Origin of the sequence: Gottfriedia endophytica (assembly GCF_017814275.1) — a bacterium.
In the GTDB taxonomy this organism is placed as follows: Bacteria; Bacillota; Bacilli; order Bacillales; family Bacillaceae_G; genus Gottfriedia; species Gottfriedia endophytica.
Genome location: NZ_JAGIYQ010000004.1, coordinates 14,757 through 37,490 on the forward strand (window position 1 = coordinate 14,757; position 22,734 = coordinate 37,490).

Annotated in this window: 21 protein-coding genes and 4 tRNA genes; 24 read left to right on the forward strand and 1 reads right to left on the reverse strand. The window is 33.7% G+C overall.

The window, feature by feature from the left end:
- The first annotated feature begins 10 nt into the window (after positions 1–10).
- The 5 genes from mnmG (at position 11) to J5Y03_RS06820 (ending at position 5,851) form a co-directional block, all read left to right on the forward strand.
- Positions 11–1,900, forward strand: coding sequence for a tRNA uridine-5-carboxymethylaminomethyl(34) synthesis enzyme MnmG (mnmG, locus tag J5Y03_RS06800; RefSeq protein ID WP_209403915.1), 1,890 nt, complete (start codon positions 11–13; stop codon positions 1,898–1,900).
- 17 nt (positions 1,901–1,917) lie between these two features.
- Entirely contained in the window at positions 1,918–2,637 is a 720-nt protein-coding gene (gene rsmG / locus J5Y03_RS06805) for a 16S rRNA (guanine(527)-N(7))-methyltransferase RsmG (protein ID WP_209403917.1), read from the forward strand.
- 204 nt (positions 2,638–2,841) lie between these two features.
- Positions 2,842–3,681 carry a nucleoid occlusion protein gene (noc, locus tag J5Y03_RS06810; RefSeq protein ID WP_209403920.1) on the forward strand — a complete coding sequence of 280 codons (840 nt, stop codon included), beginning with the start codon at positions 2,842–2,844 and terminating at the stop codon, positions 3,679–3,681.
- Positions 3,682–4,254: 573 nt separating this feature from the next.
- The gene (locus tag J5Y03_RS06815; protein WP_209403922.1) at positions 4,255–5,016 is read left to right on the forward strand and encodes a ParA family protein; all 762 of its coding nucleotides are present in this window, start codon (positions 4,255–4,257) and stop codon (positions 5,014–5,016) included.
- Positions 5,009–5,851 (forward strand): ParB/RepB/Spo0J family partition protein, encoded by an 843-nt coding sequence (locus tag J5Y03_RS06820; protein WP_209403924.1) that lies wholly within the window; start codon positions 5,009–5,011, stop codon positions 5,849–5,851. The genes J5Y03_RS06815 and J5Y03_RS06820 overlap by 8 nt, the downstream gene beginning before the upstream one ends.
- Positions 5,852–5,918: 67 nt before the next feature.
- Here J5Y03_RS06820 and yyaC read toward each other — a convergent pair whose 3' ends face one another.
- On the reverse strand, positions 5,919–6,500 hold the full coding sequence (gene yyaC / locus J5Y03_RS06825) for a spore protease YyaC (RefSeq protein WP_209403926.1): 582 nt from the start codon (positions 6,498–6,500) through the stop codon (positions 5,919–5,921).
- A gap of 143 nt (positions 6,501–6,643) precedes the next feature.
- Between yyaC and J5Y03_RS06830 the strand changes: the two genes are divergently transcribed.
- The 19 genes from J5Y03_RS06830 to J5Y03_RS06920 all read left to right on the forward strand — a co-directional run bounded on the left by J5Y03_RS06830 (position 6,644) and on the right by J5Y03_RS06920 (position 22,733).
- Positions 6,644–7,513 carry a mechanosensitive ion channel family protein gene (locus J5Y03_RS06830; RefSeq protein ID WP_245208801.1) on the forward strand — a complete coding sequence of 290 codons (870 nt, stop codon included), beginning with the start codon at positions 6,644–6,646 and terminating at the stop codon, positions 7,511–7,513.
- Between the two features lie 48 nt (positions 7,514–7,561).
- Positions 7,562–7,759: a DUF951 domain-containing protein gene (locus J5Y03_RS06835; RefSeq protein WP_209403928.1), complete on the forward strand. Its 198-nt coding sequence runs from the start codon at positions 7,562–7,564 to the stop codon at positions 7,757–7,759.
- Positions 7,760–7,928: 169 nt separating this feature from the next.
- Positions 7,929–9,029: a redox-regulated ATPase YchF gene (gene ychF / locus J5Y03_RS06840; protein ID WP_209403945.1), complete on the forward strand. Its 1,101-nt coding sequence runs from the start codon at positions 7,929–7,931 to the stop codon at positions 9,027–9,029.
- Positions 9,030–9,174: 145 nt separating this feature from the next.
- Complete coding sequence (gene rpsF, locus J5Y03_RS06845) at positions 9,175–9,465, forward strand: 30S ribosomal protein S6 (RefSeq protein WP_209403947.1); 291 nt, start codon at positions 9,175–9,177, stop codon at positions 9,463–9,465.
- A 31-nt stretch (positions 9,466–9,496) separates the two neighbouring features.
- Positions 9,497–9,979 (forward strand): single-stranded DNA-binding protein, encoded by a 483-nt coding sequence (ssb, locus tag J5Y03_RS06850; protein WP_209403948.1) that lies wholly within the window; start codon positions 9,497–9,499, stop codon positions 9,977–9,979.
- A gap of 72 nt (positions 9,980–10,051) precedes the next feature.
- The gene (rpsR, locus tag J5Y03_RS06855) at positions 10,052–10,288 is read left to right on the forward strand and encodes a 30S ribosomal protein S18 (protein WP_209403950.1); all 237 of its coding nucleotides are present in this window, start codon (positions 10,052–10,054) and stop codon (positions 10,286–10,288) included.
- Between the two features lie 144 nt (positions 10,289–10,432).
- Positions 10,433–11,359: a YybS family protein gene (locus J5Y03_RS06860; protein WP_209403952.1), complete on the forward strand. Its 927-nt coding sequence runs from the start codon at positions 10,433–10,435 to the stop codon at positions 11,357–11,359.
- A 156-nt stretch (positions 11,360–11,515) separates the two neighbouring features.
- Positions 11,516–13,492 carry a DHH family phosphoesterase gene (locus tag J5Y03_RS06865; protein ID WP_209403954.1) on the forward strand — a complete coding sequence of 659 codons (1,977 nt, stop codon included), beginning with the start codon at positions 11,516–11,518 and terminating at the stop codon, positions 13,490–13,492.
- The gene (rplI, locus tag J5Y03_RS06870; protein ID WP_209403956.1) at positions 13,489–13,935 is read left to right on the forward strand and encodes a 50S ribosomal protein L9; all 447 of its coding nucleotides are present in this window, start codon (positions 13,489–13,491) and stop codon (positions 13,933–13,935) included. Before J5Y03_RS06865 ends, rplI begins: the two co-directional genes overlap by 4 nt.
- Before the next feature lie 26 nt (positions 13,936–13,961).
- On the forward strand, positions 13,962–15,323 hold the full coding sequence (gene dnaB / locus J5Y03_RS06875) for a replicative DNA helicase (protein WP_209403958.1): 1,362 nt from the start codon (positions 13,962–13,964) through the stop codon (positions 15,321–15,323).
- A 184-nt stretch (positions 15,324–15,507) separates the two neighbouring features.
- Positions 15,508–16,797: an adenylosuccinate synthase gene (locus tag J5Y03_RS06880; protein WP_209403960.1), complete on the forward strand. Its 1,290-nt coding sequence runs from the start codon at positions 15,508–15,510 to the stop codon at positions 16,795–16,797.
- A gap of 373 nt (positions 16,798–17,170) precedes the next feature.
- Positions 17,171–17,243, forward strand: a tRNA-Lys gene (locus J5Y03_RS06885).
- Positions 17,244–17,254: 11 nt separating this feature from the next.
- Positions 17,255–17,326: transfer RNA gene (locus J5Y03_RS06890), tRNA-Glu, on the forward strand.
- 15 nt (positions 17,327–17,341) lie between these two features.
- Positions 17,342–17,417 (forward strand) — tRNA-Asp (locus J5Y03_RS06895).
- A gap of 27 nt (positions 17,418–17,444) precedes the next feature.
- A tRNA-Phe gene (locus J5Y03_RS06900) sits at positions 17,445–17,517 on the forward strand.
- A gap of 546 nt (positions 17,518–18,063) precedes the next feature.
- Positions 18,064–18,768, forward strand: coding sequence for a response regulator YycF (gene yycF, locus J5Y03_RS06905; RefSeq protein WP_209403962.1), 705 nt, complete (start codon positions 18,064–18,066; stop codon positions 18,766–18,768).
- An 8-nt stretch (positions 18,769–18,776) separates the two neighbouring features.
- Complete coding sequence (gene walK, locus J5Y03_RS06910) at positions 18,777–20,600, forward strand: cell wall metabolism sensor histidine kinase WalK (RefSeq protein ID WP_209404507.1); 1,824 nt, start codon at positions 18,777–18,779, stop codon at positions 20,598–20,600.
- The gene (locus J5Y03_RS06915) at positions 20,597–21,949 is read left to right on the forward strand and encodes a YycH family regulatory protein (RefSeq protein ID WP_209403964.1); all 1,353 of its coding nucleotides are present in this window, start codon (positions 20,597–20,599) and stop codon (positions 21,947–21,949) included. The genes walK and J5Y03_RS06915 overlap by 4 nt, the downstream gene beginning before the upstream one ends.
- The gene (locus J5Y03_RS06920) at positions 21,936–22,733 is read left to right on the forward strand and encodes a two-component system regulatory protein YycI (RefSeq protein ID WP_209403966.1); all 798 of its coding nucleotides are present in this window, start codon (positions 21,936–21,938) and stop codon (positions 22,731–22,733) included. The genes J5Y03_RS06915 and J5Y03_RS06920 overlap by 14 nt, the downstream gene beginning before the upstream one ends.
- Position 22,734: the final 1 nt, after the last annotated feature.

Consider the following 22,734-nt stretch of genomic DNA (forward strand, 5'->3'; position numbering starts at 1 on the left):
GTAAGAAATTATGGGATTTGAAGCTGGAAACTATGATGTTATCGTAGTTGGTGCTGGTCATGCTGGTGTTGAAGCCGGTTTAGCTTCTGCAAGAATGGGTGCCAACACTTTAATGCTAACAATAAACCTAGATATGGTTGCATTCATGCCATGTAATCCTTCAGTAGGAGGTCCGGCAAAGGGAATCGTTGTGCGTGAAATTGATGCCATTGGCGGTGAAATGGGTAAAAACATTGATAAAACACATATCCAAATGAGAATGTTAAATACAGGTAAAGGACCTGCAGTGCGTGCTTTACGTGCTCAAGCCGATAAGTTTTTATATCAACATGAAATGAAAAAAACAATTGAAGAAACACCTAATTTAACGTTGAAACAAGGGTTAGTTGAACGTTTAATTATTGAAGATGGAGAATGTAAAGGCGTTATTACAATGACTGGCGCAATTTATCGTTCTACAACAGTTGTTATTACTACAGGTACTTTCCTTCGTGGCGAGATTATTGTCGGTGAATTGAAATATTCGAGCGGGCCAAACAATCAACAGCCTTCAATTAAATTATCAGAGCATTTAGAAGAACTAGGATTAGAATTAGTCCGCTTTAAAACTGGTACACCGCCTCGTGTAAATAGTTTAACAATTGATTACTCAAAAACAGAGATTCAACCTGGTGACGATCAACCACGTGCGTTCTCTTTTGAAACAAAAGAATTTAATATGGATCAAATCCCATGTTGGTTAACGTACACAAGTGAACGTACTCATCAAATTATTGATCAAAACTTGCATAGATCACCTATGTATTCCGGAATGATCAAAGGAACAGGTCCTAGATATTGTCCATCGATTGAAGATAAAGTTGTACGTTTCAATGATAAACCACGTCATCAAATTTTCTTAGAGCCAGAAGGAAGAAATACACAAGAGGTCTATGTACAAGGTCTTTCAACAAGCCTTCCAGAAGATGTACAAGAAGAAATGTTAAAAACTTTACCTGGTTTAGAAAATGTTCAAATGATGAGAACTGGCTATGCGATCGAATATGATGCAATCGTACCAACTCAGCTTTGGCCAACTCTAGAAACAAAAGTAGTAAAAAATTTATATACAGCGGGCCAAATTAATGGAACGTCTGGATATGAAGAAGCAGCTGGACAAGGCCTAATGGCTGGAATTAATGCAGCATGCCGAGCAATCGATAAAGAAGAAGTTATTTTAGATCGTTCTGATGCGTACATTGGTGTTCTGATTGACGATTTAGTAACAAAAGGAACAAATGAACCTTATCGTTTGTTAACTTCAAGAGCAGAGTATCGTTTATTACTGCGTCATGATAATGCAGACTTAAGATTAACAGCATTAGGGCATAAAATCGGACTCATTACAGATGATCGATATAACGCATTTTTAGAAAAGAAGAAACGAATTGAAGAAGAAATCGAGCGTTTAAAACAAACAATTATTAAACCAACAAGTGAAGTGCAAGAATTAATTGCTTCGGTTGGTGGAAGTGAATTAAAGGATGGAATTCGTGGAGCAGATCTTCTAAGACGTCCTGAAATGAATTATGGTCATATAAAACAAATTATCCCGTCAGAGATTGCTCTATCTGATGAAATAGAAGAACAAGTGGAGATTCAAATCAAATATGAAGGATATATTGAAAAATCACTTCAGCAAGTTGAACGTATGAAAAAAATGGATTCTAAGAAGATCCCTGAAAATATTGATTATCAAGCGATTTCAGGTATTGCTTCAGAAGCAAGACAAAAACTAGAACAAGTTAGACCTCTGTCTGTTGGTCAGGCTTCTAGGATATCTGGAGTTAATCCTGCGGATATTTCTATTTTACTTGTTTATTTAGAACAAGGAAAAATTGCAAAAATATCGAATGAATAAAGATAGGGGAAAAAATTGTGAATAAACAGCAATTTGTAGATGCTCTAAAAGAAAAAGGAATTCTACTGACTGATCAACAATTAAATCAATTTGACTTATATTATAAACTTTTAGTTGAGTGGAATGAAAAAATGAATCTGACTGCAATTACCGATGAAGAAGATGTGTATTTAAAGCATTTTTACGATTCAATTTCAGCGGCATTTTACTTTGATTTCGATCGAGATCTAACAGTTTGTGACGTTGGTGCAGGAGCAGGTTTCCCTTCATTACCATTAAAAATATGTTTCCCGTCAATTAAAGTAACTATTGTTGATTCATTGCAAAAACGTATTACATTTTTGAATCATTTAGCAACGAAGCTAGGTTTAGAGAATGTGGCGTTTTATCATGATCGAGCTGAAACCTTTGCTAAAAAGGTTGGCATGAGAGAGAATTTTGATGTTGTTACTGCTAGAGCGGTTGCTAGGATGTCTGTTTTAAGTGAACTGTGTATGCCTTTAGTAAAAGTCGGAGGAAACTTCGTTGCACTAAAGGGTGCTGCTGGACAGGAAGAATTGGAAAAAGCTAACTTTGCTGTAAACAGTTTAGGTGGTAAAGTTGCCGAAGTTAATCATTTCTTACTACCAGAAGAAAACAGTGATCGTAATATTGTAATTATTAACAAAATAAGAAAAACACCAAATAAATATCCAAGAAAACCTGGATTACCAAATAAAGAACCACTCGAGCAATAGGTAAAATTACTCAAAGTATTTTTAATAGGCATAATTAATAACTAACTAATTATGTCTATTAAATTTAATGTTATATGATAAATAAAGTAGTTTTATAGATAGGTAATATAAAATAGTAGTGGTTGAGTGTTTGAAGAGTGTTTCACGTGAAACATTCTTTCATCTTTTATTTTGTGTTTGAAATCGAAAAGGGTGGGGGATACAGTGAAGAATACGTTGTCACGTCTTTTAGGTTTATCAGAGAAGGAGCATTTGGAAGATGAGGTTGTAAAGGAAGAAATAAAACAGATCCCTATTCGTGAAATTGTGCCAAATCGTTATCAGCCTAGGACTTTTTTTGATGAAGATAAAATTAAAGAGTTAGCTTTAACAATTCGGACTCACGGAATTATTCAACCTATTGTTGTTAGAAAGTTTGAAGATAATCGATATGAAATTATTGCAGGAGAACGTCGTTTCCGTGCAGTTACTTCATTAGGTTGGGAAACCATCCCTGCTATTATTAAAAACTTTTCTGATACAGAAACTGCTTCGGTTGCTCTAATTGAAAATTTACAGCGTGAAGAATTATCTCCGATTGAAGAGGCAATTGCATACGAAAAATTAATTACATTACATAATTTAACTCAAGAAGCATTAGCACAACGATTAGGCAAAGGGCAATCAACAGTAGCGAACAAAATGAGATTATTGAAGCTACCAGCAGAAATACAACAAGCTTTATTAGATAAGAGTATTACTGAACGTCATGCACGAGCACTTATACCTCTTAAACAACCAGAATTACAAATTAATATGTTAAATGAAATTATTCAGAAACAATTAAATGTAAAACAAACAGAAGATCGTGTTGCTGATTTACTTACTGAGAAAAAGCCAAAAGGAAAGCCAAGGCGTAAAGCTGTGAGTAGAGATTTTCGGATTGCAATGAATACCATTCGTGAATCACTACAGATGGTTTCGAATGCTGGTATGGATATTAATAGTGAAGAAGAAGAACACGAAGATTACTATCAAATCACTATTAAAATAGCTAAAAAATAACGATTAAAATCCACTTATTAATAGGTGGATTTTTTATTTTAACGCTCTATCGAGTAAAGCGAGCATTTCTACGTTCCAATTAACCTATCACTTTGTTAAAGGCTACTCTGAAAATAACATCTTAAAAGACAATCCTAATAAGATGATTCCTTATTTTTATGTGCCAAGGTGCGAATGTTTAATAGTATGGATGTCTCTTTTCTAAAAGATTGACGTTTTTGAGATTTGTAACTTTAAAGACAGAAGTTGATTGCAGTGGAAGGTGCGAGACTCCGGCTCCTGTGGGAATAGCGGGAAGGCTGAGACCCCGCAGGAGCAATAGCGACGAGGAGGCTCAGCTCACGCCCCACGGAAAGGGAGCATCCTGGAGTTGTAATCAACTAACGCATTCTAAAATAACAACAAAGTTTGCGAAAGTAACATTTTTTAGAAATATTAGCACTTTTAACTGATTTCTCGTAGTTTGGTAATAAAATTGAAATGTATTCTTTTTAAAACTTGGCCCTATTATGAATTGATTCATGATAAAATAAATTAAATAAACCGACTGAAGCGAGAGGAGTAGGTTACAAAGTGGCAAAGGTAATCTCGATAGCAAATCAAAAAGGTGGTGTAGGTAAAACAACCACTTCTGTTAATTTAGGAGCTTGTTTAGCTCATATAGGGAAGAAAGTATTATTAGTTGATATAGATCCACAGGGGAATGCAACAAGCGGAATGGGTGTTGAAAAAGCAGATGTAAATCAATGTGTTTATAATGTTCTTGTTGATGATGTTGATGTAAAACAAGTGATTATACCTACATCAGAAGAAAATTTTGATATTATTCCTGCAACAATTCAGTTAGCTGGTGCAGAAATTGAGTTAGTTCCAACTATTTCGAGAGAGGTACGTCTAAAACGTGCGCTTGATACGATCAAAAATCAATATGATTATATATTAATTGATTGTCCACCTTCATTGGGATTATTAACCTTAAACTCATTAACAGCCTCAGATTCTATTATTATCCCTGTACAGTGTGAATACTATGCACTAGAGGGATTAAGCCAGCTTTTAAGTACGGTACGATTAGTGCAAAAGCATTTAAATAAAAATTTGGCTATTGAGGGCGTATTATTAACAATGCTCGATGCTAGAACAAATTTAGGTTTGCAAGTAATCGAAGAAGTGAAAAAATATTTTCAAGACCGAGTATATAAATCAATCATTCCTAGAAATGTACGCTTAAGTGAGGCTCCTAGTCATGGTAAGCCGATCATTACCTATGATCCAAAATCGAGAGGTGCAGAAGTTTACTTAGAATTAGCAAAGGAAGTGATTGCAAATGGCTAAAGGGTTAGGGAAAGGGATTGGTGCTTTTTTTCAGGATTTAGAAAGTCAAAGTACGGAAGAACTAGTCCAAGAAATATCACTAAAAGATTTAAGAGCAAACCCTTATCAACCTAGGAAAAACTTCGACGAAACAGCTTTGCGAGAGCTTACACAGTCGGTTATAGAGCATGGTATATTACAGCCGATTATTGCTAGAAAGAGTATTAAAGGTTATGATATCGTTGCAGGTGAAAGAAGGTATCGTGCTGCTAAAAATGCTGGATTAAAAACAGTACCTGTTATTGTTCGTGAATTAACTGACGAGAAAATGATGGAATTAGCAGTGCTTGAAAACTTGCAACGTGATGATTTAAGTCCTTTAGAAGAAGCAAAGGCGTATCAAACTTTAATTGAAGCATTATATGTTACCCAAGAGCAACTTGCTAAGAAATTAGGGAAAAGTCGCCCTCATATTGCAAACTTCTTACGCATTTTATCTTTACCTCAATCTGTACAACAACTAGTTGAAAATGGCTCCTTAACAATGGGGCACGGTAGAGCTTTATTAGGATTAAAAAAGAAACAGCTAATCGAGACAGTAGCACAAAAAGTCATTCAAAAAGATATGAGTGTACGTGAAGTTGAAAATTTAGTAAATGAATTAAATAAAGATGTTTCACGTGAAACAAAAAGTGCGACTAAAAAGAAAAATATATACTTTGAAGAGTATGAAACAGTTTTGCAAGAAAAGTTAGGTACAGCGGTGAAAATTAAAACAACAAAAGATAAAGGTAAAATTGAAATTGAATTTTTTAATCAAGAAGATTTAAATCGTATTTTGTCACTTTTGAACTAATTGTTTATGATAATAAAAAGGCTGTCCATGGATTATTTGGGCAGCCTTTGCTGTTATCAAAAAATAGTTAGTTATTTTTTAGTAGTTCATTTTCAGTTTCTTTTATACCTTTTGCAATAAACTTGGCCATTTTCATTACAACGCTTAAACGTGTGTTTTGAAGAACTAAATAATCCATAAATCCACTAATGTTTACAACACCAGTAAGATGGATATGGCCAACTTCTGGAAGCTTTTTGTTTAATGCAGCTCCAGGTTTGACAGGTCCTTTTGCAATTCGAATACTACTAATGTTTTTCATCTTACCTAGGCAAGCATCAATGCCAACGATAAAGGGATTGGTATAATGAGATTGAATAAAGTCAAGCCGTTCTTGTAAATTTAATGCATGAATTGGATCATCGAGAGTACCATAAAAGTGAAATCTTTTTAAATCACTTTCTTCTAAAAAGGTTCCTACAAGTGGTCCTAATGAATCCCCTGTTGAACGATCAGTTCCAATGCATACAAAAATAATATCATGTGTTATTGTACTAGGTAGTAATTTGCATAAATGCTGACTAAATCGAGTAAGTGAATCTACCTCGTGATGAAATACAGTTAAATCGTCTTGAAAAAGATTTTGAAAAGAAAAAGAAGAAAATTGCATAGAATCACCTACTTTTCTAGTTAAGGAATAGTATCATTCTATGCACTTTTCTATTAATTTATACTGGTGAATCTATCTTTATATTAATTTGATTAGCCAAAAATATATTTTTATCATATAAAGTGAAAGGAAAGAATTCAAAAATGAATATGAATATGATTAACGGAAAGGATATTCAAACATTCATTGATAAATATATCATTTCTGAAAATGAATGGAGTATATTATTATCCGCAACGATTCGAATTGCATTGATTATTATCGGTGCAATATTAGCGATAAAATATGGAAAAAAAGTAATTAGAAAAGTATTAAAAGTCCAGGTTCGTGGTCCTTTGCAGGTTTCTGAAAGACGCTCTTTGACTTTAGTGAAGTTATTGGAAAGTGTTTTAGTTTATGTAGTATTCTTTATCGCAGTTATTTCGATTTTGCCGATATTTCATGTTGAAATTAAAGGATTACTAGTTGGGGCAGGAGTAGGTGGAGTTGCACTTGGTTTTGGTGCACAAAGCTTAGTGAAAGATATTATTTCTGGCTTCTTTATCTTATTTGAAGATCAATTTTCTGTAGGAGATTTTGTGAGAATACAAAACTTTGAAGGAACTGTAAAAGAAATCGGTTTAAGAACAACAAAAGTTCGCGCGTCTACAGGTGAACTGCATATTATCCAAAATGGATTAATAACCGAGGTTACGAATTTCTCACTAAACAATGCAATTGCGATTATTGACTTTAATATTACTTATGAGGGTGACATTGAGCATGCCCAGCAAGTAATTGAAGCCCATTTAGAAACAATGCCTAAACAATACGAGGAAATGGTAGATACACCTAAATTTTTAGGAGTGCAAAATTTAGGTCCCGCAGGTGTGACACTTCGAATTACATCTGAAGTGAAACCAATGACTCAGTTTAAAATATCTAGAGCAATTCGTAAGGAAATTAAGGAAGTGTTGGAGGCAAATAACATAGAAATTTCCTTTCCAAAAATGGTATTATATAACCAACAATAATAAAAGAATACATGACCGTCATTCAGTTTAAGAAGAGAGAGGAATTGTATGGAGAATAAGGAATTTAATTTAAACGATATCGTCCAAATGAAAAAAGCACATCCTTGTGGAGAGAATAAATGGAAAATTATTCGAATGGGGATGGATATTAGGTTAAAATGTGAAGGCTGTGGACACAGCGTCTTAATTCCTCGCAGAGAGTTTGAAAGAAAAATGAAAAAAATTCTTGTTAAAGCAGAAGAATAAAAGCGGATAAAATGCCTATTGAAATTCGTTTGAATTTATCATCCTTTATGTAAATGCATAAAGGATTTTTTTATTTTAAAACAGATGAGTTATCGTAATTTGCTTGTTATTTTTCCTAAGAGTAACTATAATTGTGGAAGATTGATTAGAACGTATAGGAGTGAATTTTATGGCATTAACGGCAGGTATTGTAGGTTTACCAAACGTTGGTAAATCAACTCTTTTTAACGCAATTACTCAAGCAGGTGCAGAGTCTGCAAACTACCCATTCTGTACAATAGATCCAAACGTAGGTGTAGTAGAAGTTCCTGATTTTCGTTTACAAAAACTAACTGAACTTGTTCAACCTAAAAAGACTGTCCCTACAACTTTTGAATTTACAGACATCGCAGGTATTGTAAAGGGTGCAAGTAAAGGTGAAGGATTAGGAAATAAATTCCTTTCTCACATTCGTCAAGTAGATGCAATTTGTCAGGTTGTTCGTTGTTTTGCTGATGATAATATTACACACGTTTCTGGGAAAGTTGATCCACTTTCTGATATTGAAACAATTAATTTAGAGTTAATTTTAGCTGACCTTGAATCAGTTGATAAACGTATTGATCGTGTTGCAAAATTAGCTAAGCAAAAAGATAAAGATGCTTTATATGAATATGAAATTTTAGCACCTCTAAAAGAAGCTTTCGAAAATGGGAAACCAGCTCGATCTGTTGAATTTACGGAAGAGCAAATGAAGGTTGTAAAAGGTTTACACTTATTAACATCTAAGCCAATGCTGTATGTTGCTAACGTTGGAGAAGATGATATCGTTGATCCTTCTGAAAACGAATATGTTCAAAAAGTAAAAGAATTTGCGAAAGATGAAAATTCTGAAGTAATCGTTATCTGTGCTAAAATTGAAGAAGAAATTTCTGAATTAGACGAAGAAGAAAAAAGAGTATTCTTAGAAGAATTAGGAATTGCTGAATCAGGATTGGATCAGTTAATTCGTGCGGCATACCATCTTCTTGGACTAGCAACTTATTTTACTGCTGGTGTTCAGGAAGTTAGAGCTTGGACATTTAGACAAGGAATGAAAGCTCCTCAATGTGCAGGTGTAATTCATACTGACTTCGAACGTGGATTTATCCGTGCTGAAACAGTTTCATTTGAAGACCTTTCTACTTATGGTTCAATGCCAGCTGCAAAAGAAGCAGGTAAAGTGCGTTTAGAAGGAAAAGAATACATTGTACAAGATGGCGATGTTATGCATTTCCGTTTTAACGTGTAAGTTAATAAAAAGTAAATTTAAACTATTCTTAGGGACGGGTTGATTAAAACTCGTCCCTATGTTATAATTTTGACTCGTGAGTAATTAAAATAATTGCTCCTTGCCCTTAAATAAGGGCCGTTAGTCCAAAAGGAGGTGAATTGTGATGAATAAATACGAAATTATGTACATCATTCGTCCAAACATTGAAGAGGAAGCACAAAAAGCATTAGTTGAGCGTTTTAACAATGTATTAACTGAGCAAGGTGCTGAAATCACGAACGTTAAAGAGTGGGGTAAACGTCGTTTAGCTTATGAAATTAACGATTTCCGTGATGGTCAATACATGCTTGTAAACGTAACTTCTAAACCAGAAGCAGTACAAGAATTCGATCGTTTAGCGAAAATCAGCGAAGATATCATTCGCCATATCGTAGTTAGAGAAGAAGCAAAATAATTTTGAATTACAATAGGGAGGTAAGAGTCAGATGATTAATCGTGTTGTGCTTGTAGGTCGTCTAACAAAAGAACCAGATTTACGTTATACTCCAAATGGAGTAGCAGTTGCGACATTTACTCTAGCGGTTAACCGTACCTTCTCAAATCAGCAAGGTGACCGTGATGCAGATTTTATTAACTGTGTTGTTTGGAGAAAACCTGCTGAAAACGTAGCAAATTTCCTTAAAAAAGGTAGTTTAGCTGGCGTAGAAGGACGTATTCAAACTAGAAATTATGAAGGTCAAGATGGGAAACGTGTTTATGTAACAGAAATTGTTGCAGATTCCGTTCAATTCTTAGAACCTAGAAATGCAGCTGCTAACCAAGGTGGTTCGTTTGGTGCAAATCCTTCGAACCAAGGTTTTAACACTGGATCTCCATTTGATGAACCGTTCAAACCAAGTACAAACGATGATCCATTTGGTGGATCAGGGAAAACGATTGATATCACTGACGACGATCTTCCTTTCTGATGAATATAGTTCGTAATGTTGTTCGGTACACATTACGTGAAACTGATTTAAACAATAAAGGAGGGAAATAAAATGGCATTTGGACGCAAAGGTGGACGTGCTAAACGTCGTAAAGTATGTTACTTTACAGCTAACGGCATTACAATCATCGATTTCAAAGACGTAGAATTATTAAAACGCTTTGTATCAGAACGTGGTAAAATTTTACCTCGTCGTGTAACTGGTACTTCAGCTAAATACCAACGTAAATTAACGATCGCAATCAAACGCGCTCGTCAAATGGCTTTATTACCATACGTTGCTGAATAATTATTATTAAAGCACAGCGAATTATTGCTGTGCTTTTTTTAGTGGAGAGGACAAAATAGCAGTATCTAATTTTTTTTTATTATTTATGGTAAAATATATAGATAGAATAAATCTTGGTAACAAGTTATAGAAAGGAGATGTACTTTGAAAAATACACGACTAGTTACAGAAGGTGCTATTTTATTAGCGATCTATTCTGTACTTATATTAGCGTATAGATATATCCCTTTTCTTTCGTTAATATTAACTTTTATTATGCCTTTACCATTTATCCTTTTCAGTATTAAATATACATTGAAAGAATCATTCATTATTTGTGCGTGTGCCTTAGGTTTAACGGTTATTATCTCATCAGTTTCAATTCTTCCAACCACGTTTATGTTTTCTACTGTTGGTATTTTGATCGGCTATTTAATTAATAAAAAAAGGTCAAAAGAAGAAATTTTACTCTCAAGTACTTTTTTATATTTAATACATATTGTACTTATATACTCGCTTGCAAAACTATTTTTCAATATAGATTTTGTAAAAGAAATTACTAACTCAATGAATGAGGCGATTAAGCAATCGCAATCGATCTCGGCAGGTTTGGGATTAAATTCAAATAAAGCTAGTCTAGATCAATTTAAAATGGTCATAAAACTGATTCCAAGCATGTTACCAACTTTATTGTTAATGTGTAGCTTTCTTTTGTCGCTTTTAACTCAAGTTTTAACATTCCCTTTAATAAAAAGATTGGGGTTCAATGTCCCGATATTTAAACCGTTTAGAGAATTTAAGTTACCATTAGGATTTGTTTGGGTATTTTTTGCAGTATTTATTTTATCATTTTTTAAATCTCAACCTGGAAGCTTCTTCTCGTTAGCGATATTAAATATAAGTTACCTATTGGAAATTGCACTAGTCATTCAAGGATTTGCTGTAATTTTTAATTTTTGTTATTCACGGCAGCTTTCTAAAGCGATTCCAATCATTATTCTTATTATGTGTCTTTTAATTCCTAACGCCTTATTTATTGTAAGTTTAATTGGAATAATTGGTATGGGCTTTAACTCTCGCATTAGAAAATAAAAATGATAATTCTACATACAAATTAGTCAAAGGTTTATTTTTAATGTATATCAGTTTTTTTTAACTCACCTTTTAATTCATAATAAAGTATTTTGTATTAGTGTTAATCTTAAATAAGTAATTCGAAATTACTTATTTGGTGTAGGAGCTGAATGTATGCAAGATTTTCATAAGAAACAAACGTTTCTTATACCTGTTTATCTATTACTTGCCTTGTCTATTCTGTTAATTGGAGTAATCACTTATATTTATCCTTTGCTAGGGTTCCTATTTATTCTAATTTTTCTTTGCATCTTATATTTTGTTATTCGAATAGAATGGACATATAAAAATAAGTTGGAGCTTTATATAAAATCAATTACGGCAAGAGTAAAAAACTTAAATAATGAAGCGATAACTGAGATGCCAATTGGGGTACTTATTTACAACAAAGAGTACCAAATTCAATGGGGAAATCAGTATATTTTAGATAGAATTGACAGTCTTAATTTGAATGGAAAACATCTGTTTGATGTATCTGAAGGACTAATGACGCTTGTTACACAACAGGAAAAGAAAGAAGATGTCTTGTTAATCAATAAACATACTTACCGAGTTATTTTACGAAGAGAGGAACAAGTTATTTATTTCTTTGATGTAACTGAGCAAGCACAGTTAGAAAAACTTTATGAGGATCAAAGAACTGTTATTTCAGGAATTTTATTAGATAATTACGATGAAATTACTCAAGGTCTTGATGACCAGGAAAGATCGAGTATCAATGGAACGGTAACGACGATTTTAAATAATTGGGCAAACCAATATGGGATTTTTCTACGTAGGGTTTCTTCTGATCGACTTTATGGAGTTTTAAACGAGGGTATATTAGCTGAGCTTGAAAAAAATAAATTTTCAATTCTTGATACAGTACGTGAAGAAACAACTAAGAAAAATCTTCCTATTACCCTTAGTATTGGAGTAGGAGTTGGGATGACAAGCTTACCTGAGTTAGGTCAACTTGCTCAATCGGGTTTAGATTTAGCTTTAGGTAGAGGTGGAGACCAAGTAACAGTAAAAAATGTTAATGGTAAAGTTAAGTTTTTTGGTGGGAAAACAAATCCAATTGAGAAACGAACGAGAGTTAGAGCAAGAGTTATTTCACATGCTTTAAGAGATTTAATGAAAAGTAGTGTGAATGTCATCGTTATGGGCCATAAAATGCCTGACATGGATGCGATCGGTTCGGCAGTTGGTGTATTAAAAATGGTACAACATAATGAAGTACCTGGTTATATTGTCGTTGACCATAGCGATATTGATAAAGGTGTTCAAGGGTTAATGAAAGAAATGCAAAAAAATGAAACGATCATGTCTAGTTTCATTTCTCCAGAGCAAGCGGAAGAACTTATTACTGATGATACATTAATTATAATTGTAGACACGCATAGGCCATCTATGGTGACAGAGGAAGCTCTTTTACAAAAAACAGATAAAATTGTTGTAATTGATCATCATAGGCGAGGAGAGGATTTTATTAAGGATGCTATTCTCGTTTATATGGAGCCATACGCATCGTCTACAGCGGAATTAGTGACGGAACTACTCGAATATCAACCAAAAAAAGTTAATTTAAGTATGATTGAAGCGACAGCCTTATTAGCAGGCATAATAGTTGATACAAAAAGTTTCACCTTCCGAACAGGTGCAAGAACATTTGATGCAGCTTCTTATCTAAGGTCAAATGGTGCTGATACAATATTAGTACAAAAACTATTGAAGCAAGATATGAAGCAGTTTATCAAACGAGCTGAATTAATTGAAGAGGCTTATATTTATAAAAATGGTATCGCAATTTCACATGCGTCAGCGGATGAAGAGTATAGTCAAGTGTTAATTGCCCAAGCAGCAGATACATTGTTATCAATGACTGATGTGGTTGCATCATTCGTAATTGCAAAAAGAAGCGATAATGTAATTAGTATTAGTAGCCGATCGCTAGGAGATGTAAATGTCCAACTAATCATGGAATCACTTGGTGGTGGGGGACATTTGACAAATGCAGCTACACAAATTGAAAATATGACTATAAAAGAAGTAGAATTAAAATTAATCGAAAATATAGATCAATATCTTGAAGGAGGAACCATACAATGAAAGTAATTTTCTTAAAAGACGTAAAAGGTAAAGGTAAACTAGGAGAAGTTAAAAATGTATCAGATGGCTATGCTCATAATTTTCTAATAAAAAATGGTTATGCTATTGAAGCAACAGAAGGAAATATGAAAACGTTAGATGCTAAAAAGAAAAAAGAAGCAAAAGATGCTGAAATCGAACTAGAAAATAGTAAAGAATTAAAAAATAAAATCGAGCAACTTACAGTTGAACTAAAAGCTAAGTCTGGTGAAGGTGGTCGTTTATTTGGCTCAATTACTAGTAAGCAAATTGCGGACGAATTACAAAAAGCTCATGGAATTAAATTAGATAAACGTAAATTTGAAATGAATGATGCAATTCGCGGTTTGGGAGTGACAAACATTAAAGTAAAATTGCATCATGAAGTGACTGCAACATTAAAGGTACATGTTAAGGAACAATAAAAGTATAAGTTGGGGGGATATAACAAATGAGTGATTTATTTACTGATCGTACTCCGCCTCAAAATATAGAAGCAGAACAAGCTGTTATCGGAGCGATACTGTTAGATTCAGACTCCCTTATTCCAACTTCTGAACGCTTAATGCCTGAGGATTTTTATCGAGCAGCTCATCAAAAAATTTATGAGTCAATGCTAACACTTTCTTCAAAAAATGAGCCACTAGATGTCATCACAATAACTTCTGAGCTGGCAAACCGTGGAGTGCTTGAAGAAGTAGGTGGAGTATCCTACTTAAATGATTTGCTAGCATCGGTTCCAACTGCTTCAAACGTAGATTATTACGCAAAAATTGTTGAAGAAAAAGCGGTATTAAGAAGGCTAATTCGAACTGCTACAGGCATTGCTACTGATGCCTATTCATCAGAAGATACAGTAGATGTGTTATTAGATGACGCCGAAAAGAAGATATTAGAAGTTTCTCAACGTAAAAATGTTTCTGGATTCCAGAACATTAAAGATGTAGTGTTTCAAACGTTTGGAAAGATCGAACAGCTTTATAGCAGTAGAGGTGAAATTACAGGTATCCCAACTGGATTTACAGAGCTAGATAAAATGACTGCTGGCTTTCAACCGAATGATTTAATTATCGTTGCTGCCAGACCTTCAGTAGGTAAAACTGCATTTGCTCTGAATATAGCACAAAATGTTGCAACGAAAACGAGCGAAAATGTAGCGATCTTTAGTTTAGAGATGGGAGCAGATCAGCTCGTTATGCGTATGCTTTGCGCAGAAGGTAATATCAATGCACAAAAGTTACGTACTGGTTCACTTGAACAAGAGGATTGGAATAAACTCACAATGGCAGCTAGTAGTTTAGCTGGCACAGGTATCTATATCGATGATACACCTGGAATTCGCGTAAATGAAATTCGTTCGAAGTGTCGTCGATTAAAGCAAGAACATGGTTTAGGAATGATCTTGATTGATTATTTACAGTTAATTCAAGGGAATGGTCGAGGTGGAGAGAACCGTCAACAGGAGGTATCAGAAATCTCTCGATCACTAAAGCAATTAGCAAGGGAGTTAAAAGTACCTTTAATTGCCCTGTCACAGCTTTCTCGTAGTGTTGAGTCACGTCAAGATAAGCGTCCAATGATGTCCGATATACGTGAATCTGGAAGTATTGAGCAGGATGCTGATATTGTAGCTTTCCTTTACCGCGATGATTATTATGATAAAGAGTCAGAGAGTAAAAATATCATAGAAATCATCATTGCAAAGCAAAGGAATGGTCCAGTAGGAACTGTACAGCTTGCCTTCGTAAAAGAATATAATAAATTCGTTAATCTTGAACGACGATTTACGGATGAACATGCACCATCTGCATAATAATAAATCACATAGGATATTCTTCTATGTGATTTTATTTTGTCATAAAAAGTATAAATTACGAATGGAATTAGGATTTTATCCTCAAAATTAGAGTGTTTTATTGACAAATACCGTAAGTTTGATATACTAATCTTGTTTTTAGTTCGGAAAAAACCGTAATATATTTCGGAGGTGCAACACAATGTCATCAGTAGTAGTAGTAGGTTCACAATGGGGAGACGAAGGTAAAGGTAAAATTACAGACTTTTTATCTCAGCAAGCAGAGGTAGTTGCTAGATATCAAGGTGGAAACAATGCTGGACATACAATTGTATTCCACGGTGAAAAGTATAAATTACATTTAATTCCATCAGGTATTTTCTTCCCAGAAAAAATTTGTGTAATAGGGAACGGAATGGTTGTTGATCCAAAAGCATTAGTTCAAGAACTTGCTTACTTACATGAAAAAGGTGTAACAACTGATAACTTACGTATTAGTAATCGCGCACACGTTATTCTTCCTTATCATTTAAAACAAGATGAGCTAGAAGAAGAAAGAAAAGGCGACAATAAAATCGGTACTACGAAAAAAGGTATTGGACCTGCTTATATGGATAAAGCAGCTCGCACTGGTATTCGCATGGCTGATTTATTAGATAAAGAAGAATTTTATATTCAGTTAAAACGTAACTTAGAAGAAAAAAATCATATGTTTGTTAAAATGTATGATTCAGAGCCACTTGATCTTGAACAAATTTTTGAAGAATACTATGAAGTTGGACAACAAATTAAAAAGTATGTGTGTGATACGTCAGTAGTATTAAATGACGCAATCGATGAAGGACGTCGTGTTCTATTTGAAGGTGCTCAAGGTGTTATGTTAGACATCGACCAAGGAACGTATCCTTTCGTTACTTCATCTAACCCAGTTGCTGGTGGTGTAACAATCGGTTCTGGTGTAGGACCAACAAAAATTAAGCATGTTGTAGGTGTGTGTAAAGCTTACACTTCTCGCGTTGGAGAAGGAGCTTTCCCTACTGAATTACATGATGAAATTGGACATCAAATACGTGAAGTTGGACGTGAATATGGTACAACAACTGGTAGACCTAGACGTGTTGGTTGGTTTGATAGCGTAGTAGTTCGCCATGCTAAACGAGTAAGTGGTATTACGGATTTATCACTAAACTCAATTGACGTGTTAACTGGTTTAGAAACAGTAAAAATTTGTGTTGCTTATAAATTGAATGGTGAAGTAATTACAGAATTCCCAGCAAGTTTAAAACAATTATCAAAATGTGAACCTGTTTATGAAGAGCTTCCAGGTTGGACAGAGGATATTACAAGTATGAAAACATTAGATGAACTTCCTGTAAATGCACGTCATTATGTTGAGCGTGTATCTCAATTAGTAGGAATTCCATTATCTGTATTCTCAGTAGGACCAGATCGTAACCAAACAAATATTGTTCGTAATGTATACGGTGGCTAATTAAAAGTAAAACCTCTTTTACTAAAGGAGTTTTAGTAAAAGAGGTTTATTTTATCTTGTGCTGATCTATTTGAATGGGGTTTTTTAGGCAATTTGATTAAATCGGGAATCCCGTGACACTCCTGCGATAAAACGGGCTGAATCCCCCTTTAGGGCGCGGAGGATTAACAGTTAGTGCGTGGAAAAGGAGCGGATTATCTTGAAAGATCAAAATGTAGTGTAACAAAAATATAGTTAAAATAAAAAAATGAATAATTTTTTTAAAAAAAGTATTGTGCAAATTATATAGTTCATGTTATGATAAATCTTGTCGTTGTTAAGAATAATTTTTAACTTTATGAGACATATTGTCGAATACATAAGTTACTATTATGAGCCATTAGCTCAGTAGGTAGAGCATCTGACTTTTAATCAGAGGGTCGAAGGTTCGAATCCTTCATGGCTCATCATTTATTATGGCCCGTTGGTCAAGCGGTTAAGACACCGCCCTTTCACGGCGGTAACACGGGTTCGAATCCCGTACGGGTCATTCTTAACTTAATATGGTCCCGTGGTGTAGCGGTTAACATGCCTGCCTGTCACGCAGGAGATCGCCGGTTCGATCCCGGTCGGGACCGCCATTTACATATAAGTAATTTGGTTAAAAAGGCTCGGTAGCTCAGTCGGTAGAGCAGAGGACTGAAAATCCTCGTGTCGGCGGTTCGATTCCGTCCCGAGCCATAAAAGATATCTCATATTGAATGAGATATCTTTTTTTTCATATTCTAAATGGTTGTCAATGTAGTGATATAATCATAAAAAGGTTGAATTGTATAAGAGTGTAAACGGGTAAAATTTAGGAATATGTTCTATCAACCAATTTAGGATAGAGATTTATTAGTGTAAGTATATTTTACAAACTATACATGTTAATTTAAAATAAAGATAGGAAAGTGCCTCTAGCAACAAGCTAGAGGTTTTTTAACAATAATTTATGGGTTCTTCAAGGAGGTTTATATAACCTGTAGAAATTTATAAATAAAGGGAATAAAAAGGCGCTTTTCTAAAAGATTGTTGGTTATGAGATTTGTAATCAACTGACGCATTCTAAAATAGGAACAATGTATACGAAAACAGCTATATAAAAATAAAAAATTGGATTCTATTGCCTAATTTTTCACTTTTAGATAAAACTACGTATATAGTCATAAATTGTTAGTTTAAATAGAGAATGTTAAAGAACACGGAAATTTAAATAGAAGACAGATATCTAGAGGAGTGAGGAGAATGAATAAAAAAATCTTAATTGTGGATGATGAAAAGCCTATTGCAGATATATTAAAGTTTAACTTAGAAAAAGAAGGTTATGAAACTTACTGTGCATACGATGGGGATGAAGCACTACAAAAAGTAGGGGAAGTTAATCCAGACATTGTTCTATTGGATATTATGCTACCTATACGAGATGGATTAGAAGTGTGTAGAGAAATCCGAAAAACTCATGAAATGCCAATCATAATGATTACTGCTAAGGATTCTGAATTAGATAAAGTTTTAGGTCTTGAAATGGGTGCAGATGATTACGTTACAAAACCATTTAGTACTCGTGAGCTTCTAGCGAGGGTAAAAGCCAACTTAAGAAGACACCAAGCAGGCGGAGCTGCTGAAAAAGAAGAAAATGTAGATATCGAAATTGGTACACTCTTAATCAATCCTAATGCCTATGTTGTTACAAAAAGAGGAGAAAAAATAGAATTAACACATCGAGAGTTTGAATTGCTTTATTACTTGGCAAAACATATTGGACAAGTTATGACTCGCGAACATTTACTACAAACTGTTTGGGGATATGATTATTTTGGTGATGTTCGAACAGTGGATGTAACAATTAGACGTTTAAGGGAAAAGATTGAAGATAATCCTAGTTATCCATTATTTATTGTAACGAGAAGAGGGGTAGGTTATTATCTACGTGATCCGGAGCAGGATTAATGGTTAGGATAAAGAAAGTAAACTTATTTAGATCAATTAAATTTAAGTTTGTTTTAGTTTATATACTCCTAATTTTAGTTGCAATGCAGATAATTAGTGTTTATTTTGTTAGAGAACTTGAAAAACAACTCGTTAATAACTTTTCAGTTTCCTTAAATGAACGAGCTAATTTGCTAACGTATAATATAAAGAATGAATATGAGAAGAAACAAACACTAGATGATCCCGAAATACAAGCAAGTATTCAAAATCTTGTTAACGATTTTTCAAAAACTAGTGACTCAGAAGTAAAAGTAATTAATCAAAATAGTGAAGTGATTGCTACTTCAGATCCTAACGATCAATTGATTGTAGGGAAACGCACTACTGATATTTTAATAAAAAGAGCCTTGTTAGTTAATTTGAAAACAGAGAAAACGTTAATAGACCCTAAAAATGGACATAGAATGAGAATTATTGTATTACCAGTTGAGGCTGATGGAGAGGTTATTGCTGCGATCAAATTGAGTTCTTCGATGGAGAGTACGTATAACTCAATGCAGCTTATTAATCAAATTTTTTCAACAGGTACTATTATTGCAATTACAATTACGTCCGTTTTAGGAATTTTACTGGCTAGTGCAATAACAAAACCAATTACAGAAATTCGAAAGCAAGCTCAAGAAATGGCAAAAGGAAATTTTTCTCGTAAATTAAAAGCATATGGAAATGATGAAATTGGTGAACTGACTATTTCATTTAATAATTTATCAAGAAATTTACAACAAGCCAGAGCTTCGACTGAAGGAGAAAGAAGAAAATTATCATCTGTTCTAGAGCATATGACAGATGGAGTTATAGCAACAGATCGAAGAGGAAAAATCATCTTATTAAACGACTGGGCAGAAGATTTATTAAATGTTTCACGTGAAACAGTCTTAAATCAGTCAATTTTGGATGTTCTAGGTATCACGGATAAATACTCTCTAGATGATTTATATGAAGAACCGGACGATGTACTACTTGATTTTAGTGAACCAAATAAAAATTTTATTATAAAAACTAGTTTTTCTACGATTCAAAAGGATACTGGTAAAGTGAATGGGTTAATTGCTGTATTATATGACGTAACTGAACAAGAGAAAATTGATCAAGAGCGTCGGGAATTTGTTGCAAACGTGTCACATGAACTACGTACACCTCTTACAACAATGAGAAGCTATCTAGAAGCTTTAACAGATGGAGCTTGGGAAGATAAAGAGATTGCTCCAAAATTTTTACAAGTAACACAAGATGAAACTGAGCGAATGATTCGGTTAGTAAATGACTTATTACAACTTTCAAAGCTAGACAGTACTGAATACCGTTTGATGAAAGATTGGGTTAACTTTACTGAGTTATTTAATCGGATTATCGATCGTTTTGAAATGAGTAAGTCACAAAATGTTACATTTAAACGAACATTTATCAATAAAGAAAGATTTGTATTTATTGATGAGGATAAAATTACACAAGTGTTGGATAATATGATTTCAAATGCTTTAAAGTACTCGCCTGAAGGTGGAACGGTTACCTACAGGATAAAAGAGTCAAGAGATCAAATATTAGTAAGTATAAGTGATGAAGGTGTAGGTATACCGAAAGAAAATATTAAAAAGATTTTTGATCGTTTTTATCGAGTTGATAAGGCTAGATCTAGAAAGCTAGGTGGTACAGGCTTAGGTCTTGCCATTGCCAAGGAAATGATTTATGCACATGATGGACATATTTGGGCAAAAAGTGAAGAAGGTAAAGGAACAACAGTTTATTTCACTTTACCAGTGGTAGATGACCAAGAGGATGGTTGGGGATGAATAAGGAACACATAAAATCAATTGTTTTGACAACCTTAGTAATTATTAGCCTAGTTCTTTCATATAGTCTTTGGTCCTATCAACCTGCGTATGACTTAATACCAAAACAAGATTATGTACAAAATGTTTCAATTGGTTCGAAGGAAGATTACAATGATATCATTGTTCCGTATGAATTAATTTATCACACCGATGGCAAACATCTAGTAACAAATAAAGAAGATGAAATTTATTATTTATATCGGTTACTACAAAAAAATCAAATAACTGATATGAAAAATATTTCAAACCAAATTAGTGAAGCAGCATATGAAAATTTAACTACAGCAAATGATCGGCTGGAATATCTATTTCCAGCCACTGTTCCAATAGAAACACTTAAAAGAGTATTAAGAGTTGATACAAAACGAGTAGATAATATCTCTTTTGATAGAATAATCATTGATTTTTCAAGAGTATCACATTCAATAGCAAACATTTATTTTGTTAATAATAACTTAAAATTGGTTTATCAAGGGAGAATCGATATAGCGTCTTTTCAAAATTCGATAAGCAAAATAGATGAGAGCAATGATAAATTTGAATCATACAAAGGATATAAACTTGTAAATGGTAAGACAGTTTACCTACCAATTAAAAGTAAAACGTTAAATACAATCGAGTTTTTAACAACAGATGTACCAGTTGATAAATTAAAAGATGCCATTTTTATTGATCCAACCAATGTCCGAAATGAAAATAGTGAGTCGGGAGATACGTATACTGATGGTACGCGATTAATGACAGTTTCCCAATTTAATAGGTCAATTACGTTTGTAAATCCAACGAGTACCGGAAACTCAAACGAAAATGCAGATTCACTAATTCAAAGAAGTGTTGATTTTATTAATGGTCATGGTGGATGGACAGATCGTTATTATTTGACGGATATTAACCTAATGAACGATCAAATTGGTTTTCGACTTTTCGTAAATAATCTACCTGTCTTTACGAACGCAACTATTTCAACCCAGTGGGGAAGAGATGATTTATCGACTTTTAAACGCCCTCTTTATAAGCTTGGAATTAAAGTAGATAAGGAAGAAAATAGCGTAAATCTTCTCTCGGGAGATGATTTAATGAACTTAATTGATCAAGATAAAATGATTAATAAATCATTAATTAGTGGGATATTTATAGGGTATGAAACAGTTTATAATAATTCTGATGACACTATGCCGAATCAGTTTTATCGAAATAGTGCGATTCAGCTTCAGCCTGTTTGGGTTATTAAATATGATAATTCATATAAAAAGGTTGAACAAAATCTACTCAGCCGAACTGGGGTGAAGATTGTTGGATTGGAGTAGAATAAAAACAATATTTATTTTTACTTTTTTAGTATTAGATCTTTTCCTAGCCTTTCAGTTCTATGAAAAGAGAAGTAGCTCTCAATTAGATGTTATAGCTGAATCAAGTATCGAAGACCAATTAAAGGCCAATGATATTACGTATGTTAGTTTACCGAAGAATTCTTTAAAAGAATCCTATATTGCTGGAAAAAGTAAAAAGTTTGATTTAAATGAAATCGGCAAATTAAAGGATCAAACAATCGACATCTATGATGAAGTGATTAATGGTACTTTAATTCATCCAGTTTTAATTCCTGCAGCGAATAAAGCATTTTTCTTTGAGAATTTTGCAAAGGAATATGTATGGAATGGGGATCGGTATAAATTTTGTAAGGTAAATGATGCAACGAAAACTGTCTATTTATGTCAAACATACAAAAATCGAATGGTCTATAATATAAATAATTCGTTTATTGAGTTAAAATATAATGATCAAAATGAAATTGTCTCATACAAACAACGCTACCTTGAAGGTTTAAAGGAAGTAGTTGATAAGCAAAAAGTTCAGGAAGTTTTACCAGCAATTAAGGCAATTGAAAATATGTATGTGAAAGATGAGCTAAATCCTGGAGATAGGATAACGAAAGTTGATTTTGGTTACTATACGATCATTCCATTATCAACAGGCGTGAAAGTATTAGCACCAGCTTGGCATTTGGTTGTAAATGATAAAGACGACTATTTTGTAAATGCAATAGAAGGACAAGTTATAAAAGTAGATTCAAATCAATGGAGTGGATAAG

Excerpts from the sequence above, each read along its gene's own strand:
- mnmG (WP_209403915.1), top strand. The coding sequence starts at position 11 with ATGGGATTTGAAGCTGGAAACTATGATGTTATCGTAGTTGGTGCTGGT.
- J5Y03_RS06820 (WP_209403924.1), top strand. The coding sequence starts at position 5,009 with ATGGCTAAAGGGTTAGGGAAAGGGATTGGTGCTTTTTTTCAGGATTTA.
- yyaC (WP_209403926.1), bottom strand. The coding sequence starts at position 6,500 with ATGCAATTTTCTTCTTTTTCTTTTCAAAATCTTTTTCAAGACGATTTA.
- J5Y03_RS06830 (WP_245208801.1), top strand. The coding sequence starts at position 6,644 with ATGAATATGAATATGATTAACGGAAAGGATATTCAAACATTCATTGAT.
- J5Y03_RS06835 (WP_209403928.1), top strand. The coding sequence starts at position 7,562 with ATGGAGAATAAGGAATTTAATTTAAACGATATCGTCCAAATGAAAAAA.
- ychF (WP_209403945.1), top strand. The coding sequence starts at position 7,929 with ATGGCATTAACGGCAGGTATTGTAGGTTTACCAAACGTTGGTAAATCA.
- rpsF (WP_209403947.1), top strand. The coding sequence starts at position 9,175 with ATGAATAAATACGAAATTATGTACATCATTCGTCCAAACATTGAAGAG.
- ssb (WP_209403948.1), top strand. The coding sequence starts at position 9,497 with ATGATTAATCGTGTTGTGCTTGTAGGTCGTCTAACAAAAGAACCAGAT.
- rpsR (WP_209403950.1), top strand. The coding sequence starts at position 10,052 with ATGGCATTTGGACGCAAAGGTGGACGTGCTAAACGTCGTAAAGTATGT.
- J5Y03_RS06865 (WP_209403954.1), top strand. The coding sequence starts at position 11,516 with ATGCAAGATTTTCATAAGAAACAAACGTTTCTTATACCTGTTTATCTA.
- rplI (WP_209403956.1), top strand. The coding sequence starts at position 13,489 with ATGAAAGTAATTTTCTTAAAAGACGTAAAAGGTAAAGGTAAACTAGGA.
- dnaB (WP_209403958.1), top strand. The coding sequence starts at position 13,962 with ATGAGTGATTTATTTACTGATCGTACTCCGCCTCAAAATATAGAAGCA.
- J5Y03_RS06880 (WP_209403960.1), top strand. The coding sequence starts at position 15,508 with ATGTCATCAGTAGTAGTAGTAGGTTCACAATGGGGAGACGAAGGTAAA.
- yycF (WP_209403962.1), top strand. The coding sequence starts at position 18,064 with ATGAATAAAAAAATCTTAATTGTGGATGATGAAAAGCCTATTGCAGAT.
- J5Y03_RS06915 (WP_209403964.1), top strand. The coding sequence starts at position 20,597 with ATGAATAAGGAACACATAAAATCAATTGTTTTGACAACCTTAGTAATT.